Origin of the sequence: Bacillus luti (assembly GCF_009739945.1) — a bacterium.
In the GTDB taxonomy this organism is placed as follows: Bacteria; Bacillota; Bacilli; order Bacillales; family Bacillaceae_G; genus Bacillus_A; species Bacillus_A luti.
On the sequence record NZ_CP040336.1, the window covers coordinates 3,521,331 to 3,538,113 of the forward strand.

A 16,783-nucleotide genomic window follows, 5' to 3' on the forward strand; every position below is an offset into this window, starting at 1 on the left:
CCTTTATCTATATTTGAATTGGCGCAAAGAAGAAACCGCAGATATGTACGGTCATTCCCTTATCTAACCGCGCCCTCTGCCCATATAAAGAAAGAGCTTTTTTCTTTCTTCTTTGTATTACCTGTTACCTAATAATTGAAAACAAACTGTCAAATACTTCATTCATCGTATTAATCGCTTTAGAGTTCGCCACAAAGTATTTTTGGAAGGCCATTAAATTTACCATTTCCTCTTCCATATTCACGCCTTCGATACTCATTTTTTCTTGCTGAATACCATCCAGTAAATCACCATGAATACTTTGATAAGCATTCACTGCACTTTTATCTGAAGCTACACCAACTATGAATTGGTCTAATGCTTGTTTATACGTAAGTCCCTCTTTATAATTTCCATCTGTAATTCCTGCCAGTTTATTTGCTGTTTCAGCAGATATTTTCATTTTCGAAACATCTTGTGCAAATTCTGGGTTTAATTTCATCTCTTGCGCATAATCTCCAACGAAGAAATCTTTTCCCATCACTGTATTCACTTGCGTTTTCACTGAACTCATGAAATCTTCAAGATTTTTCTTATAACCCGCAATCTTCGCTTTCGTATCTATCGCTGATTGAATCGCGCCGCTAGTTAAAGGAATTTCCGAACCATAAATTTCAACAGACATTGGTTCTTTTTCTTTATTTAATTGAAGTGGATATGTATCTTGTCCATTCACTGTTAAAACACCATTCATTCTAACACTTACAATATTAGGATTCATAGATTCATAAGACACTTCTATATCGGCATACTTAGACATCTCTGTAACGATACGATCACGTTCGTCTAGAAGTTGATTCGGTACTTGTGTGCCAGCTTGCCCAATTTTTTTATTCGCTTCTGCTAAACTAGCAGCAAGACGATTAAATTCATTCACATGCGCTTCAATATCTTCTGTCGTCTGGATTTCCGCCGTAGCTAAGTTTTTTGCAAGGCGATTTACCTGACTTGTGAATTTTCCCGTTTCAGCAATTAATGTATCATAGTAGTTTGATTGCTCCGGATTTTTTGCAACTTCACGGAAAGCATTGAAGAACCCGTCCATTAAACTGGATAACGAATTCTTTCCAGTCGTACCTACCATAGACTCTACTCTCGATAAAGTAGAATTCATATATGCATAATATGAGAACTGTGACAATTGATCATTATATTGCTTTGTTTTCACTTCGTCCGTAATACGATCAACACCTAATGTTTGTACACCGTTACCAATTCTTTGTGCCGGCATATGCCCATTACTCGCTCCAGCAGAGGCAATATTCACTGCTTGACGTACATAACCCGGAGTATGAATGTTAGACAAGTTTTGTTTCGTCGTTTGTAATCCCATTTGGGCCGCTAGCATACCTGATAGCGGTGTATTATAATCAGATAATCTCATATCGATTCACTTCCCCTTTACAAAAGTTCGTTCATAAAGATTTGCGAATTATTGTTTCTCTCCAAATTATATTCAGAAACCGAATCCACAATACTTTCTGTAGTTTTTAATAGTACGTTTAAGTAATATTGATTTTTCAAAAGAATCATTTTTACATTCTCTTCTAATTCAACTAATGTTTTTTGTAATTTTTCTATTTTTTCAATTTCTTCATGAGAAAAATACGAAAATAACGTACTCACACGAAATGGTTCAACTCCCTGTTCTTTACAAAACTGAACAACCATTTCTTCAAATGAGCTTGATAATCCTTTTAAACCATCTATGTACTGTAATTGCTCTATTTGTAACTTTTGAACTGCGTTTACATTTTTATGTTTTAAATTCTCGTATATGTTTTCTCCAAGTACTTGAATATTTTCATATGCTTTTTGAATAATCACGAGCTTTTCATATAATTGTATGTACATATAATTTCCCTCCTTTTACAAGACTAGATTTACAATTAAACCGTGGATTTCTCCGATTTGATTTAACATTTCTAAATGTCCTGTTTTTGTATTAATCAAATTCATAACATCTTCTAACTCATTTAATCCCATTTCTGCCTGTTTCACAATCGTCATTTTCTGTGAATATCCGTAACGCGGATGACGAGACATAACGTCTTTATATTGCAATACATTATCAACATAAAAATTCAAAAATGATTTCACCGTATTTTTATATTCCATAACATTATCAAGCGTTAATTCCATTTCAATTTTCTCTTTAATTTCTCCAATATTATCGACAAACGCTTCCATTTGTTCTAACAATTTATCTTTTTTCGGATCTGCATGCAAATTATCCGAAAATGCAAGTCCTGTCCTGACATTTGCTTCTTTCGGCATTTGAGTAGCAGGCGGTATATGCGATAAAATTGGGTTATGCGAGATAGAACGTAGCATATATATCACCTATTTATTTTTTTATTTCTTCCTAAAGTTAATCGTAAAATCCATTTATTTATAATTATACTCTGAACACTCATATTTTGCAGTTATTTTTTATAGAAGATATGTTACAATTTAGCATGAGGTGGCACAATTCTATGAATATTTTTCTTTGTGGTTCAAATCAATTAACAGCATTAGATCAAGAGGAAATTAAAAAGTTTTTAACTGACTATGCTCATAAGCATAAAATTTACATATTATGTTATAAGTCTATTGAAAATGAAGTTCTTCGTTTTTTCATCGAAAACGAAAGACTCGCCCAAAATTTATGCCTTTACACACTACAACCGTTACAAGCAGTAACAGATGAATTTCAAGAAGTCGTTGATTACTTAAAAAAACACGGAGCCGAATACGTTGCTTTTGATCACCCTACCGACTCCATTTACCGATCAGATTATATGTTTTTTGTAAAACAAATTATTGAAGATACCGATTTAGTTCTCTGTTTTTATAATGGAGACAAACATACATCAGTTATTCCTGTTGATATTGCAAAAGAAGCGGGGATTGATGCTGTTATTTATGATTTACCAGGTTTACATGAAAAGCAAATGAAAAAAAGCTTTGAACAAAAAATTCGTATGATGTAAAGGGGGAGGCACAATATCGTTATTGTGCCCATTGTAAATATGATAATTGAACAAGATTATGATCATTTTATCGCGAGTTTTAAGCAACAATTCAATATGGATATCGCTTCGTATAAACAAGATAGAATGCGCCGTAGAATTGATGCTTTTATTACGAGAAAAGGCTTTGAAAACTACATTAATTTTTTTAGCCATTTACGTGCCGATCAAAATTTATTTTTAAGCTTTATTGACTATATTACAATTAACGTTTCAGAGTTTTTCAGAAATAAAGAACGCTGGCAAACGTTAGAGACGAAAGCACTACCAAAATTACTTGAACAAAATAACGGGAAATTAAAAATATGGAGTGCCGCCTGCGCTGCCGGTGAAGAGCCATACACACTCTCTTTAATTTTATCGAAACATCTTTCTCCATTTCGCTTTGAAATACAAGCAACGGATCTTGATTTTCATATATTGGAAACTGCAAAGCGCGGTCAATATACAGAACGTTCTTTAAAAGAATTACCTACCGATTTGAAAGAGCGCCATTTTACGAAAGAGGATGATACATATTCATTGCATCAAAGCATTAAGCAACATGTCACGTTCAAACAACACGACCTCTTAATGCAGTCATTCGATACAAATTACGATTTAATCGTATGTCGTAATGTAATGATTTACTTTACAGAAGAAGCGAGAGTAAAACTGTATGAAAAGTTTAGTCGTTCTTTACGAAAAGGTGGCGTACTATTTGTTGGTAGTACAGAACAAATTTTAACGCCCGAACGCTACAACCTTCAGCGATTCGATACATTTTTCTATGAAAAAGTATAAAAAGGTCGTCACAATTGAAGTGACGACCTTTTTATATAACTCGAATCAAAATAATAGCAACAATCCATATAAAGAGAAAAAGAAACGTCATTGACCATTTATGTTCTTGCATCGCTTGTTTCAATGTTTGAGATAGTTGCGTCATATTCATTTCTGCGAGCGCTCTCCATACACTTACATCTCGATCTTTACCCATGTGATCCATGCCGCTAATTAAAATGGTTTCATTAGACAATTTCGTTATATAAGCAGCAATAACCGTTACCATTAAATTTATATTTCCTTCTGAAGAATCACTTTCTACCCTAGAAATAAGCGCACTCACATCTAGTAACGGGATATGTACCTTTCTACCAAATGATAATTGTACTTCAGCAAAATCATACGTTCCATCTAACAAAGGAAGTTCTTTTATATGTGCTTGCTTAACAAGTCCTTGCAGGCTTCTAATTACTTGTTCGTATATTTTTTCTGCTTGCTTTCCTTCTCCGGATAAAGTATGTAGCTTTTTAAAGAGTTGTAACACTGTATCCATCTCTTTAAAAAGCATTTCCTTCATACTCTTTCCATCACTTACACTTGCAAGTAAAATTCCTATTTCATTATTTTTCGTAACGATTGTAGATTGTCCAGTAAACACTAGGTTACTACGCTTTCGCTCTTTCTGAATTTCATGTTCTGAAATAGCTTTAGGCTGTTTTAATGGTTGCAGCGTCTTATTTTCAATTGTTGTACGTTTAATTTCCATTTAAGCGCCTCCACTACTATGAAATAATTAGCCCCATTCTTTATTACTCTTTAAAACTAAAAACAGTACGAATAAACCTGACATGATAGCAAACACATTAGATGCTTGTACTCCTTGCTCACCTTGTTCCTCTTTCTTCTCTTCTGGCTCTTCTTTCTTTTTCGAGACGTCTTGGATGTCGATTTTTCCTTTTTTCTCTTTTTGAGCCTTTGCATTCGTTACTTCTTTATTTTCTTTCAACGGCTCTTTTATCACGTAGTTCATTTCTTCTTTTTCTTTTAACGGCTCTCTTATAAAACTGTTTACTTCTTCGTCTTGCCTCGGAATTTGGACAACTGGAAGTTTTTCTTCTTGAAGCGGGATTTCTACTTTCCAATCGTCCTGCTCCCCAGTTTCGTTCTTCTCTTCTAACGTATTTTCATCCTCTTTTTCTTCTAGCTTTTTACCATCTTCCATTTTTTTCTCAAAAATAGAAACGATATATTCACTTTCCACCACCAGTTTATTACCTGCCGCATCTATTATTTCCACAAATAGTTTATATGGTCCAATTGGCAAATCAGCAGTTATTTCAATTACTTTTTGCCAATCCATTTCACGCTTGTTGTAGTCTAATAAAAAAGGAATCTCTTGTTCGTCTTTTCCCTTTAATATAACGCGGGCTTCTTTCACAACTGATTCTATGTCTGCTGCCTTCACTCGTACACGTATAGAATCACCTTGTTTTCGTTCAATTACGTTCTCCTTTGCCTCGTCAACAGTAACTTTATGCAACTTCGGCAACTCTTTATCTATTGTTGGCGCTTCATTATTTATACGAATAAGCGGGACTTTCACTTCATTTTCTATAAGCTCTTCCTTCTCATTTTCTTTATAACTTTGAACGAGCTGAAGATGCCAGTCACCTTGCAAATCAAAAACCCCGATCTTATAGTTCGCAATCCATTGCTTCGTTTCTTCTTCATACTCAAAAAATAGCATTCTTTCTTGTGCATATTGCTCGCCTTTTTTTTGCAATTGCAATATACCTTTCATACTTTGAATGCTTTTCTCATTTCGTTCCACAGTAATCCGCAATTCTTCGCCAACCTTCAATTCCTGCTTATTTACTGTAATAATCCCTTGATCTGTTTCTATCTTTCTTCCGATCTCTTGTTCATTCGTTACTTCTTTTTGTTCCTCTTCAACTTCGTTCATTTCCACTCGTTCTGTCTGCTCTTGAATTGCCTTGTTTTTTTCTTGCATGTCCACTTCATTTATATTTTGATCTCGCTCAATTTGTTCTTCCGCTTGAATTTGCAAAGGGAATAACAAATGTATGCATAGCCAGCAAACTAGAAAAAACTTTACGTTTTTCATCTACTTGTTCAAACTCCTATTTCAACGCCTTACAGCGTTTTCGTCACTTTTACTCCGAAAAATCCATCTACATTTACAAGTTCACCATACGCCACTAATACATCGTTTACATAAATTTGAATCGGTTCATCAATATCTTCATCCAATACAACCGCTTCATTTTCTTGTAAACTTAATATATCTTGAATTGTTTTCACAGTACTTCCAAATACAAACTTCACATTCATGTCTACATTTTGCAAGATGGATGTATCCATATATACTGGCTCGATTTGTTTAACTTCTTTAAATTCAATAGGTTGCACAACAGGTGCTACAATGTCTTCCTCTTCTATTTCTTCCTCAATCTGTTCCTCTTGACCTTCCACCATTGGGTATAGAAGTCGCCTCACCATTTCTTTCGCCTCTGAAATCGGTAAAATTTGATACATTTTCGATTGAAGTAAATCGCCAATTTCAATGTTGAATGTAATTTGAACAAGCTCGTCCCCTTCCATAGCTTCACCCAAATATTCCATTTCTTCTCGAAGCGTAACAAATTTAACTTCTGGTGGTGTCATATCCATTTTTTCTTTAAACATTTCTGACATGGCAGTTGCCGCATGCCCCATCATTTGATTCATAATTTCTTTAATACCACTTAACTCTAATTCACTTAGCTCTTTCTCAGGATCAATTTCTCCTGTCCCCATCATCATCAAATCTACCATTGTTAAAGCAACATCTTTCGTAAATACGAATACGTTCTCATTTTTTAACCCTTCAACAAAATCAACATTTAAAATGACGAATGGTACAGGTACCCCATCATAATGACGAACATTAATCGCCTCTACGTGTGGTGTGCTAATAGTGACTGGCTGATTTAAAAGTGTTGATAATACTGTTGAAGCTGAACCAATTGATATATTCGCAATTTCACCTAGCACATCTTTCTCTTCTTGCGTTAACTGCTCTTTTTCAACATGTTCTTCTACAATCTCAGTTTCCACGATTTCCGCCGGCTCATTTATTTCTTCCACTTCACCAGATAATTGCAGTAATTTATTTATCATTTGTTTCGTATGTTCAACTGAAACAATTTGCACCAATTTAGAGTTTACAAGATTATCTATTTTTAAATCAAACGACACTTTAACAATCATGTTACTTCCATTTATCCCGGAGATTTTCTCCATTTCTTCTGATAGCTTTACAACTTTAATTGTCGGTGGAGACATATCTACTGTGTCTTGGAAGAACTCCGACATAGATGTAGCTGCGAACCCCATCATTTGATTCATCGCTTCTTGTACAGCACTTAGTTCTAATTCACCAAGTTCTTTTCCTTCTTCCACTTCACCTGTCCCCATCATCATTAAATCAGCAATGGATAAAGCAACATCTTGCTGGAGGACAAGTAGATTTTCCATATCTAAGCCTTTTGTAAAATGAATATTTAATACAACATGAGGAACTTCAACATCACTTGTATCATATAAATCTACTACCTCTACACGAGGAGCAGTTATACTTACTTGCCTATTTAAAATTGTTGATAGTACTGTCGAAGCTGAACCGAATGATATATTTGCAATTTCACCAAGAATATCGCATTCTTGAGACGTTAAATCCACCTTTTCTTTCTCTAGCACAATTGTACTTGTATCCCCTTGTGTGTGTTGCTCTGGCATTTTCCCCGCCTCCTCATTTCTGTTTTTCCATCTAATAATATAAGGTGAAACTTTAATCAGTAGGGTTTTCTTCATCCCACATTAATTATTAGCTCACACTAATCGGGCCATGATCTTCCGCCTAACTCCATCGCACTCTCCGAATTTTGAGCTTTGGGTCTTACTACCCGGCAAATAGCGGGATAAATTTTCAATTATTATATTTTAACAAACTTATTATACGAATCGTTCATACACATTTTTTTCAATTACATGTAATTCATTTTTTCATATTCGTAATGAACCAAAAAGCTCCCCAATTGTATACAAGTGGGGAGCCTTCCTTCATTCCTATTATAAACCTTCTGGGTTTAAAATGAGGACCACTCGTCCATCACCAAGAATCGTTGCACCAGAGAAATAGTTAGAGCTCTCTGCAAAGAAGTCACCTAATGACTTTAAGACTATTTCTCTTTGACCGATAATTGTGTTTACAATAAGTCCATAGCTGCGGTGTGTATTACGAACAATTAACACAGGAACCATTTGACTATCATATGACTCAAACGCCTCATCTACTGTTTTTTCACCAAATACAGTACTTAAATGCTTCACTTCAATAATTTGATCGCGATAGTTTAATACATCTTTCCCTTGTAAGGATTGAATGTCTTCTCTCTTAATTCGAATTGCTTCAACAATACTTCCAAGAGGTAAAGCATAACGCTTATCATTCGTTTGAACGAGCATCGATTGAATAATGGATAAAGTTAACGGAAGTTCAATTCTAAATGTACTTCCTTTTCCTTCCTCAGAATCAATAATCAAATGGCCACCTAGACTATGGATTGTATGCTTCACAACATCTAATCCAACACCACGTCCTGAAAGATCTGATACGACTTCAGCTGTACTAAATCCTGGTTGGAAGATCAAATCAAATACTTCACGGTCTGTTAATTTATTTGCCTCTGCTTCTGTTACAACGCCATTTTTAATCGCTTTTTCTAATACTTTCCCTTTATAAATACCATTTCCATCATCCGTAATTTGAATAACGACATGATTTCCACTATGAAACGCCTCTAATTTAATCGTACCTGTTTCGTTTTTACCTGCATCACGACGTTGTTCAACAGTTTCAATACCATGATCAATCGCATTACGAATTAAATGAACAAGTGGATCACCGATTTCATCAATAACAATTTTATCAACTTCAGTATCTTCACCTGTAATTTGCAAATCAATTTTCTTCCCTAAATCTTTCGCTAACATACGTACCATACGCGGGAAACGGTTAAAAACAGTTTCAATTGGAACCATACGCATATTTAGTAATACATTTTGAATATCTTTTGAAATATCACCTAATCGATTTAAATGCTCAATTAATTCCTTGTTTTGAATCGTTTGTGCCAATTCATCGATGCGCCCACGCTCAATTACGCTTTCTTCAAACATATTCATTAGTCTTTCAATTTTCTCTAATTGAACACGAATGGAACGATTCTCCACTTTAGCATTTTTCGTTTTCGTTGTGCTTTTAGCTGACGTAGCACTAGCAGGTTGTGCCACCTCCTCTATAGGGGTTTCCAACTGCGTAACCATAGCAGGTTGTACCACCGCCTCTATAGGAGTTTCCATTTGCGTAACTATAGCAGGTTGTACCGTTTCTTCTACTCGTACAAATTCCTGTACAACGACTTCTGGCGAAACTACTTCCTGCGAGGATTCTCCTTGCTTTACTTCTACTTTATCAATTTCAGAAACATGAAGTACTACTTGTTTCAATTCTTCTACACTACGATCCGTATTCATAAATACTGTGAACTCAAATCCGAAAGCATCCGCCTCGATTTCTTCAATACTTGGAACTGTTTTTTGTATATCCCCTAAATTTTGCAGTGCTTCAATACACATAATGGCACGTACTGCTTTTAAAATCGCTTGTTGTTCAACAGTTATGTGCACTTCATGCGAAACTACATTCTTATTACTTATACGATTGTTCTCCACGTTGTCTGCAGAAACTTCTACATTACCATTCAATAGCACTTCTAATTTTTGTTTAGTCGATGCAGCATCAATATTACCCATTCCGCCTTGTTGCACATCTGCAACCATCTTCTCCAAATTATCAATGCACTCAAAAATCACATCAATAATATTTGCATTTACCACTATATTCCCATGGCGGATTTCATCTAACACATTTTCCATTTTATGCGTTAAATCCGCCATTTCTGTAAATTCCATACTTGCAGACATACCTTTAAATGTATGAGCTGAGCGGAATATTTCTCCGACTACACCCATATCAGCAGGATTCTGTTCTAAAATTAGCACATTTTCATTTAGCGACTGTAAATGTTCTTCTGATTCTTCAAAAAATATATTTAATAGATCTGTTTGCATTTTAATCCCCTACCTGTCTAACAAACATTTCATTCATGTATAACAATTTAATGTTTTATAACGAGAAAAAAGGGGGCCACACACCTATCCGCTATCATTGTTTTGATTCCTTGTGGCACCCCTTTTATATTAGCTATTTGCTACTTTTGTTAAAGCTTCAATTACACGATCCGCTTGGAATGGTTTTACAATAAAGTCTTTTGCCCCGCCTTTAATTGCATCTAATACCATCCCTTGTTGTCCCATTGCAGAACAAATAACAACTTTTGCACTTGCATCAATTTTCATAATTTCTTTTAATGCTTCAAGTCCGTCCATTTCCGGCATAGTAATATCTAATGTTACAATGTCAGGTTGAAGCTCTTTATATTTTTGAATTGCTTCTATCCCATTCTCCGCTTCACCGATAACTTCAAATTCAGCATTACTTTTTAATAAGTTTTTAATCATCGTTCGCATAAACATCGCATCGTCTACAACTAAAATTTTATGTGCCATTCTTTTAGATTCTCTCCTTCTATGTATAAAAATATCTTAATATTTCACCTTATCATTCTCACTCATTATACAAAATAAAACGATAAAATTTAATATTTTTTTAAAAGAATTTCTGTATTTTTATTATATTATTATTAAAATAATATACTATTCTTTTATATAAATGACAACGCGACGGTTTTTCTCCCAATTTTGCGGTGAATCATTTGGTACAACTGGCTTTGTATCTGCATATCCTACCGCAGCTAATCTTTTATCATCCACATGATACACCTCGATTAAGTGATGTATCATATTAGCCGCTCTTGCTGAAGATAATTCCCAGTTAGAAGGAAACTTTTCATTATGGATTGGTCTACTATCTGTATGTCCTTCCACAACAATCGGATTTGGTACCGATTGGAAAAATCCGACTAATTGACTAATTATCTCTTTTGCTTCTGGTTTAACGCTCGCATCACCCGTGTCAAATATTAAATTATCTACTATAACGATGCTTACTCCTGTATCCTCTCGGTATACATTCACTTGACTAATACCGTTATTATCTACATACGCTTTTAACTTTTTATACAAGTCGTCCATTCGCTTCTTTGAGACCATTTTTTCATCATTTTTTTCATGTGAAATATCTGGTATTGTATTTTCCATTACTTTTGCATCTACTTGCTCCGCGTCACTAAACTTTTCAAGCATCTTTGATAATTTTACTGTATCTTGCTTTGATGTAGCAACTAGTAATACAAAGAAAGTTAATAATAACATCGTTAAATCAGTAAAAGTTGTCATCCAACGAGGCGATCCCTTTTGCGGTCGTTTTTTCATCATACCACTCCTTGAAATATTAGGCTGCTCGTTTTACTTTTTTTGTCTTCGATTCGTATACATATGTATCCAGTTTTAACTTTAATTTAGAAGGGATTTGCCCACGATATAATTCTGAAATTGCTTCAATTATAAACTTCTTCTCTGTATACAAATCTTCAATTCCACGATATACCTTTTCAGCAAGAGGGATTGCAATCATATTCGCAAGTATAGATCCATACAATGTCGTTAGCATTGCAACTGCCATCCCTGTCCCAATTTGCGACGTATCTTGCAAGTTTTGAAGCATAATGATCAGACCGATTAAAGTCCCTATCATCCCCCAGGCTGGGGCAAAATCACCAATTTTATCTAATAAAGTTGCTCCCTTTCTTAATTCGTACACTTCTGTTTCTACATCTTTCATTAACACTTCTTTTAATTCATCTTCATCGTAACCGCTTAACATGAGTTGAATTCCTTTTTGAATAAACGGATTGTCTACTTGCTCTCCATCAACTTCTAAAGAAAGCAAACCGTGTTTTTTAGACTTTTTCGAAAAATCAACAAACAAATCCGTTAACTGTTCTAAATCTTCTTCTCTTCTATGTAAAACAGTAAAAATACTTTTCGTATATTTTTTTATTTCTCCAAATCGATACGCTACAACAATCGTCGCTGTTGTTCCCCCTATGACAATTAAAATAGATGAAACGTCTAAGAAGTTTTTAAACGCTTTTATTCCGCCGCCGCCAAGCATGATTGCCGCTATCACTATGGCGAAACCTATTATGATACCCATTGGGCTAGAAATGTCAAACTTCCTTTTTTTTCTTTGTGGTCTAGCAAATATTTGATTTTCGTCTCCCATATTCTTGCCCTTCCCTTTTTTATTTTCATAAAACATTTTTTTATTTTAATAATACGTTTTCACATATAATATGTATTATACGCCTATCATCTATTTATCGCAATATACTCATAAAATTGACACATTTCATTTCCCTATTAGAATTATGGTATGCCAATATGAGGAGGATCACGATGGAACATAACATTTTACAAGTCATTGCACTAGCTGAAAAACTAAAATACGAAATGCGGCATAGCTGGCTTTCTAACGGACGCCAAGAAAGTGTAGCAGAACATACGTGGCGCATGTCTCTAATGGCCATTTTAGTTGAGCCTTATTTGGATCAAAAAGTAAATATTGAAAAATTACTTAAAATGGTTATTATTCACGACCTAGTCGAAGCTGAAGCAGGTGATATTCCAGCCTTTGATACAATGAATAGTCACGAGTTACAATTACAAAAACAAAAAAATGAACTAGAAGCAATTTTAAATATTAAACAAACATTAACAGGTTCTCTCGGTGAGGAATTGTATGATTTATGGATGGAGTTTGAAGCGAAAGAAACGTACGAAGCAAAAGTTGCGAACGCACTTGATAAACTTGAGGTGAAAATTCAGCATAACGAAGCTCATATTGATACGTGGCTACCAATTGAGCATAAAATGACATTCCAAGTAGCAAAGCATACGAATTTTGATACTTTCCTATCTAAATTACAAAAGATTATTGAACAAGATGGCGAAAAAAAATTAATAGCTGCCGGCATTGACGTTGAAGCTTGCAAACGATAATGAAATAAGACACTCAAAACGAGTGTCTTATTTCATTATTGTTGATACAGCCTGCTTGTAAATAAGTTGTTGTTTTCCATCGACTAACATTAAAACTGTAAATTTATCTACCCCAACAACTTCTCCTACTATTCTAACGCCACTCTTTAAGAAAATTGTAACCGTACCCTTTTCTTCTTTTATTTGTTTATACAACTCTTCTTGTAAATGTTCCAATTACTGCTCTCTCCTTCCTTACAAAACATCTTAATATAAAAAACTATAAATTTTTCATTTATGCATCTTATCTTTTACATTCATAAACTTATTAATTAGTATATCTAAATCTCGGCTAAATAACAAAACTTTATCATGATCCAATCCATGTCTAGCAACAAGTTGAATTAACTCTTTCTTTTTGTTTTCTATTTTATTTTGTAATTGTCCCATCTCCATCTCTTTACTAAAACTCCCTTTTCCCATAATATTACTTGTAAAATTATAGTACAAATTCCCACATAAAAAAATATAAAAATGGTTTTTTTTACAATTTTTTATATTTTTTTATGAACAAATTGCAAATTATATAACGATGCTCCACATATCCACGCATAAATCACCTTACAAATACAATCCAAATGAATTTACAGGCGTTTGTCTAATTACAAATGAGACTGGCTCCTTTCCCCTACAAAAAACATACTGTATATAGTAGTCCATGAACTATAAAGATGACTTTCCTAAAAAGGAGGAAAACACATGAGCTATGGTGGAAGTTGCGCTGGTTTCGGCGGTGGATTTGCTTTGCTTATCGTACTATTCATCCTTCTAATCATTATCGGATGTAGCTGTTGGGGTGGTGGCGGCGGATACGGATATTAACATATCATATCCTTTGCACTAACTCTAAAGGCATGCAGCAAAGAAACTAAAAACTATATGAAAACAGCTCATATTTGAGCTGTTTTTTCATACTTTCGTATGAAATTATATCCCTCTTTTTTGTGATTTCAACTAATAAAAAAACGTTTACTATGAAATAAGAAACGTTTTTTACTTAGGAGGATTACAATGATTAAAGGTCTTTACGAAGCACATTTACCCGTCCGTAACTTAGAAGTGTCTATACCTTTTTACGAATCACTTGGACTGAAATTGTATAAAAGAGGAGACGACATTGCTTTCTTTTGGATTAAAGAAAATGAAAGTTGGCTCGGCCTTTGGGAAGGCACAGAATACAAAGTTAATTATCATCCCTCTTTACGACACATCGCCTTTCAAGTAAGTTTACATGATTTAGAACATGCGATACATTGGCTAAGTCAAAAAGGCATTTCAGCACGAAAAGACTTTGGAATGGAACCAATTGAGCCAATTGTTTTTCCGGAATTAGCACATGCCGCCGTATACTTTAACGACCCTGATGGAAATAGTTTAGAACTGATTGCACAATTACCAGTTGGACTGCCTACAGAAAAGAAAGTGTATTTAAGCGAGTGGAAAAAACAAGTTCAAACATCGTCATTACATAAGGATTAAACTTTTATGTTAATTTGATCCCATTCATTATTTCTTGCCCAACAATAATTTTTTTAAAATATCATTTGAGAAGAAACTACATATTTATGTTAAAATACAAATAAGTTTGTGAAAGTTTGCACTTAAATGTTAGACTTAAAATAGTTATTGAGTTTAATTAAATAGGAGGGCTATTTTGGGGATCACATTCATTTTCATATGTATTATATTAGTGGCTTCTATTTTGCAAGCAAGTACAGGTTTTGGCTTTTCTATAATGGCAACCCCCTTTTTATTAATGCTATTCCTACCACAGGAAGCCATACAAATAAACATTATTTTATCATTAATTATTTCCATATCACTCATGTGGAAAATACGAATGGACGTTGATTTTATTTTACTGAAACGGTTTATTTTTGGAAGTATAGCCGGTGTACCTTTTGGAATTTTAATCTTCATTTCCGTTAACATAAACACTTTTAAATTAACAATTAGCATCCTACTCTTACTATTAACATTGTTGCTACTATGCAATGTTAAAGTTAGATCAACACCGTTTAGAGATTTCGTAGTTGGTGGATTATCAGGACTATTAACGACGAGTATTGGTATGCCTGGACCTCCTCTGCTACTTTACTTTACAGGAACTGATACTGAAAAAGAGAAGTTAAGAGCAACTACTTTAGCTTTTTATCTGTTTATATATTTCATTAGTCTACTAACTCAAATACTCTTTACTGGGACGGACATAACAATTTGGAAATCAAGTTTTTATGCAATTCCAATTGTATTTTTAGGTTTGTTTATAGGTCAACTTATTTTCAATTGGCTTAATCAACAAGTTTTTAAAATATTTACATATATCCTTTTGAGCTGTACAGGTATTTATCTTCTTATTGACAGTTTGCATTTGTTATAGATGGTACAATGACACATAGATTCAATGGAATTATTGTTGTATTTTAAAGCTACAAAATCATTAATACAAACTAACTAAACGATAAAAAGCGGCTATTATGCCGCTTTTTACATTAAATACTTTATAAAACAAAGACCTGCACTTACTATCACGAATATATTAAAGACTAAGAAAAATCCTTTTTCAAAATCTGTATACTTTTCTACTTTTACTCCGCGTTTTTTTAACTCCATAATAATCATTGCAATTTCACGTGCATACTCAACACTTCCAAATTGTATATAATTGTTATTATATTTAACCTCAAAGACATTTTTCATTTTTTTATGTTGCGAAATGAATTGTATATCCTCTAATGGTATACTATGTTCATTTGTTTTTTTGAAATAACAATCTAATCCTTTCATGATCACTCTCTTATTTGTTAACACGATATAATAATAAAAAGTAGCTCCTACGTATAATATATTGGGTATAATTTTACTATTTACCATACATCCTTCGTCTACTAGCAGTTCTTTCTCAATTTCTTCACCCGTTTGTAATTCGTTGCGAATGGATTCTTCTAACATTTGTAAAGTTAATTTTTTTAGTAACTCTCCATTTCTCACATAATATTTATCTATATTTATAGAATCATTCGCCTCTTTTTCTAAACGTGTAATTTCTTCCTCTGAATATTGGAGCTCATTTAACATCGATAATAATCTTTTATCCATATTACACACTCCCTTTCCACAGTTTTTGAAGTTTTTTCTTCCCACGAGAAATTCGATTGTATATATAATCCGCCGTTACTTTTAATTCTTTCGCAATATCGTCAATGGAATATCCATCAATATACCTCTTTAAAAAAATATATCGATCTTTCTTATTTAAATCTTGAACTATTTCCATAATCTCTTCTTCTTGTTCTATTTCGTACCTATCATGTACACCTGTATCTATTTCTACGTCTTTATCGATTTTATTCTCTTTATATACTTTCTTTTTATATTCCAATGCCTTCAATTTAGTAATACCAATCATCCAAGATTTTAAGTTTCCCTTTTCTGTATCAAATTGATCGATATTAAACCAAATGATAGTAAATACATCGTTATAACAATCATCCACATATTGTTTTTCAATAGGGGTACTTAATGATTTATGAATAATGTACAAAATTAATTTTCCATATTGATCAATCACTTCTTTCAAAGCATCTTGATCATGTTTTTTCATAGCTATAATTAAATCCTCTTCAGAATTGAAAATCATAAGCCTCTTCCTTCCTCAGTTCCCCTTTAGCAGCTGCTTTTACTTACTATTGGCATTTTATTCTCATTTTCTATCACTTTTGTAAAAAATTATTAATTTTTATTTCTATGTATATGATAACAAACAAAATACCTAAGAT

20 protein-coding genes are annotated in these 16,783 nt (G+C 33.6%); 6 read left to right on the top strand and 14 right to left on the bottom strand.

Translation table 11 applies throughout. The annotated features are described in order from the left end of the window. Positions 1–124 precede the first annotated feature (124 nt). The 3 genes from flgK to EUC40_RS17825 are packed head-to-tail and all read right to left on the bottom strand — an operon-like array spanning position 125 to position 2,373. Positions 125–1,423 carry a flagellar hook-associated protein FlgK gene (flgK, locus tag EUC40_RS17815; RefSeq protein ID WP_001239689.1) on the bottom strand — a complete coding sequence of 433 codons (1,299 nt, stop codon included), beginning with the start codon at positions 1,421–1,423 and terminating at the stop codon, positions 125–127. A gap of 17 nt (positions 1,424–1,440) precedes the next feature. Next, a complete protein-coding gene (locus EUC40_RS17820; protein WP_071711300.1) occupies positions 1,441–1,893 on the bottom strand; it encodes a hypothetical protein in 453 nt (150 codons plus the stop codon). Between the two features lie 15 nt (positions 1,894–1,908). Beyond that, positions 1,909–2,373 carry a YaaR family protein gene (locus EUC40_RS17825; protein WP_000946323.1) on the bottom strand — a complete coding sequence of 155 codons (465 nt, stop codon included), beginning with the start codon at positions 2,371–2,373 and terminating at the stop codon, positions 1,909–1,911. A 143-nt stretch (positions 2,374–2,516) separates the two neighbouring features. Between EUC40_RS17825 and EUC40_RS17830 the strand changes: the two genes are divergently transcribed. Together EUC40_RS17830 and EUC40_RS17835 are read left to right on the top strand one after the other, a co-directional pair. Beyond that, positions 2,517–3,014: a flagellar motor switch protein FliG gene (locus tag EUC40_RS17830; RefSeq protein ID WP_071711301.1), complete on the top strand. Its 498-nt coding sequence runs from the start codon at positions 2,517–2,519 to the stop codon at positions 3,012–3,014. Between the two features lie 39 nt (positions 3,015–3,053). Then, the gene (locus tag EUC40_RS17835) at positions 3,054–3,836 is read left to right on the top strand and encodes a CheR family methyltransferase (RefSeq protein ID WP_156576189.1); all 783 of its coding nucleotides are present in this window, start codon (positions 3,054–3,056) and stop codon (positions 3,834–3,836) included. 31 nt (positions 3,837–3,867) lie between these two features. Here EUC40_RS17835 and EUC40_RS17840 read toward each other — a convergent pair whose 3' ends face one another. From EUC40_RS17840 to EUC40_RS17870, 7 genes are all read right to left on the bottom strand, one after another. Beyond that, complete coding sequence (locus EUC40_RS17840; protein WP_156576190.1) at positions 3,868–4,584, bottom strand: hypothetical protein; 717 nt, start codon at positions 4,582–4,584, stop codon at positions 3,868–3,870. Positions 4,585–4,611: 27 nt separating this feature from the next. Then, positions 4,612–5,943, bottom strand: coding sequence for a transglycosylase (locus EUC40_RS17845; RefSeq protein WP_156576191.1), 1,332 nt, complete (start codon positions 5,941–5,943; stop codon positions 4,612–4,614). Positions 5,944–5,972: 29 nt separating this feature from the next. Next, a complete protein-coding gene (locus EUC40_RS17850; RefSeq protein ID WP_156576192.1) occupies positions 5,973–7,616 on the bottom strand; it encodes a flagellar motor switch protein in 1,644 nt (547 codons plus the stop codon). 333 nt (positions 7,617–7,949) lie between these two features. Beyond that, on the bottom strand, positions 7,950–10,013 hold the full coding sequence (locus EUC40_RS17855; RefSeq protein WP_156576193.1) for a chemotaxis protein CheA: 2,064 nt from the start codon (positions 10,011–10,013) through the stop codon (positions 7,950–7,952). A 129-nt stretch (positions 10,014–10,142) separates the two neighbouring features. Continuing rightward, positions 10,143–10,511 (bottom strand): response regulator, encoded by a 369-nt coding sequence (locus EUC40_RS17860; protein WP_000940567.1) that lies wholly within the window; start codon positions 10,509–10,511, stop codon positions 10,143–10,145. Positions 10,512–10,658: 147 nt separating this feature from the next. Beyond that, complete coding sequence (locus EUC40_RS17865) at positions 10,659–11,336, bottom strand: OmpA family protein (protein ID WP_000747168.1); 678 nt, start codon at positions 11,334–11,336, stop codon at positions 10,659–10,661. Positions 11,337–11,355: 19 nt separating this feature from the next. Beyond that, entirely contained in the window at positions 11,356–12,189 is an 834-nt protein-coding gene (locus EUC40_RS17870; protein WP_156576194.1) for a flagellar motor protein MotP, read from the bottom strand. A 173-nt stretch (positions 12,190–12,362) separates the two neighbouring features. Between EUC40_RS17870 and EUC40_RS17875 the strand changes: the two genes are divergently transcribed. Next, positions 12,363–12,965 (top strand): HD domain-containing protein, encoded by a 603-nt coding sequence (locus tag EUC40_RS17875; RefSeq protein ID WP_071711307.1) that lies wholly within the window; start codon positions 12,363–12,365, stop codon positions 12,963–12,965. A gap of 27 nt (positions 12,966–12,992) precedes the next feature. Here the strand turns inward: EUC40_RS17875 and hfq are convergent, their stop codons facing one another. Then, on the bottom strand, positions 12,993–13,181 hold the full coding sequence (gene hfq, locus EUC40_RS17880) for an RNA chaperone Hfq (protein ID WP_000400666.1): 189 nt from the start codon (positions 13,179–13,181) through the stop codon (positions 12,993–12,995). A gap of 54 nt (positions 13,182–13,235) precedes the next feature. After that, a complete protein-coding gene (locus EUC40_RS17885) occupies positions 13,236–13,454 on the bottom strand; it encodes an aspartyl-phosphate phosphatase Spo0E family protein (RefSeq protein WP_033665457.1) in 219 nt (72 codons plus the stop codon). 249 nt (positions 13,455–13,703) lie between these two features. Here EUC40_RS17885 and EUC40_RS17890 point away from each other — a divergent pair, with 249 nt between their 5' ends. From EUC40_RS17890 to EUC40_RS17900, 3 genes are all read left to right on the top strand, one after another. Next, a complete protein-coding gene (locus EUC40_RS17890; RefSeq protein WP_071711308.1) occupies positions 13,704–13,826 on the top strand; it encodes a YjcZ family sporulation protein in 123 nt (40 codons plus the stop codon). Between the two features lie 189 nt (positions 13,827–14,015). After that, positions 14,016–14,483, top strand: a complete 468-nt coding sequence (locus EUC40_RS17895) for a VOC family protein (RefSeq protein ID WP_071711309.1) — start codon at positions 14,016–14,018, stop codon at positions 14,481–14,483. Positions 14,484–14,658: 175 nt separating this feature from the next. Next, entirely contained in the window at positions 14,659–15,384 is a 726-nt protein-coding gene (locus EUC40_RS17900) for a sulfite exporter TauE/SafE family protein (RefSeq protein WP_156576195.1), read from the top strand. Positions 15,385–15,491: 107 nt separating this feature from the next. On the opposite strand, the gene EUC40_RS17905 is transcribed toward EUC40_RS17900, so the two are convergent. Both EUC40_RS17905 and EUC40_RS17910 read right to left on the bottom strand, forming a co-directional pair. After that, a complete protein-coding gene (locus EUC40_RS17905; protein WP_156576196.1) occupies positions 15,492–16,103 on the bottom strand; it encodes a PH domain-containing protein in 612 nt (203 codons plus the stop codon). A gap of 1 nt (position 16,104) precedes the next feature. Continuing rightward, positions 16,105–16,644 carry a sigma-70 family RNA polymerase sigma factor gene (locus tag EUC40_RS17910; protein ID WP_156576197.1) on the bottom strand — a complete coding sequence of 180 codons (540 nt, stop codon included), beginning with the start codon at positions 16,642–16,644 and terminating at the stop codon, positions 16,105–16,107. Positions 16,645–16,783: the final 139 nt, after the last annotated feature.

Excerpts from the sequence above, each read along its gene's own strand:
- flgK (WP_001239689.1), bottom strand. The coding sequence starts at position 1,423 with ATGAGATTATCTGATTATAATACACCGCTATCAGGTATGCTAGCGGCC.
- EUC40_RS17905 (WP_156576196.1), bottom strand. The coding sequence starts at position 16,103 with ATGGATAAAAGATTATTATCGATGTTAAATGAGCTCCAATATTCAGAG.
- EUC40_RS17890 (WP_071711308.1), top strand. The coding sequence starts at position 13,704 with ATGAGCTATGGTGGAAGTTGCGCTGGTTTCGGCGGTGGATTTGCTTTG.
- EUC40_RS17850 (WP_156576192.1), bottom strand. The coding sequence starts at position 7,616 with ATGCCAGAGCAACACACACAAGGGGATACAAGTACAATTGTGCTAGAG.
- EUC40_RS17840 (WP_156576190.1), bottom strand. The coding sequence starts at position 4,584 with ATGGAAATTAAACGTACAACAATTGAAAATAAGACGCTGCAACCATTA.
- EUC40_RS17860 (WP_000940567.1), bottom strand. The coding sequence starts at position 10,511 with ATGGCACATAAAATTTTAGTTGTAGACGATGCGATGTTTATGCGAACG.
- EUC40_RS17820 (WP_071711300.1), bottom strand. The coding sequence starts at position 1,893 with ATGTACATACAATTATATGAAAAGCTCGTGATTATTCAAAAAGCATAT.
- EUC40_RS17830 (WP_071711301.1), top strand. The coding sequence starts at position 2,517 with ATGAATATTTTTCTTTGTGGTTCAAATCAATTAACAGCATTAGATCAA.
- EUC40_RS17865 (WP_000747168.1), bottom strand. The coding sequence starts at position 11,336 with ATGAAAAAACGACCGCAAAAGGGATCGCCTCGTTGGATGACAACTTTT.
- EUC40_RS17870 (WP_156576194.1), bottom strand. The coding sequence starts at position 12,189 with ATGGGAGACGAAAATCAAATATTTGCTAGACCACAAAGAAAAAAAAGG.
- EUC40_RS17875 (WP_071711307.1), top strand. The coding sequence starts at position 12,363 with ATGGAACATAACATTTTACAAGTCATTGCACTAGCTGAAAAACTAAAA.
- EUC40_RS17835 (WP_156576189.1), top strand. The coding sequence starts at position 3,054 with ATGATAATTGAACAAGATTATGATCATTTTATCGCGAGTTTTAAGCAA.
- EUC40_RS17825 (WP_000946323.1), bottom strand. The coding sequence starts at position 2,373 with ATGCTACGTTCTATCTCGCATAACCCAATTTTATCGCATATACCGCCT.
- EUC40_RS17895 (WP_071711309.1), top strand. The coding sequence starts at position 14,016 with ATGATTAAAGGTCTTTACGAAGCACATTTACCCGTCCGTAACTTAGAA.
- EUC40_RS17910 (WP_156576197.1), bottom strand. The coding sequence starts at position 16,644 with ATGATTTTCAATTCTGAAGAGGATTTAATTATAGCTATGAAAAAACAT.
- EUC40_RS17845 (WP_156576191.1), bottom strand. The coding sequence starts at position 5,943 with ATGAAAAACGTAAAGTTTTTTCTAGTTTGCTGGCTATGCATACATTTG.
- EUC40_RS17855 (WP_156576193.1), bottom strand. The coding sequence starts at position 10,013 with ATGCAAACAGATCTATTAAATATATTTTTTGAAGAATCAGAAGAACAT.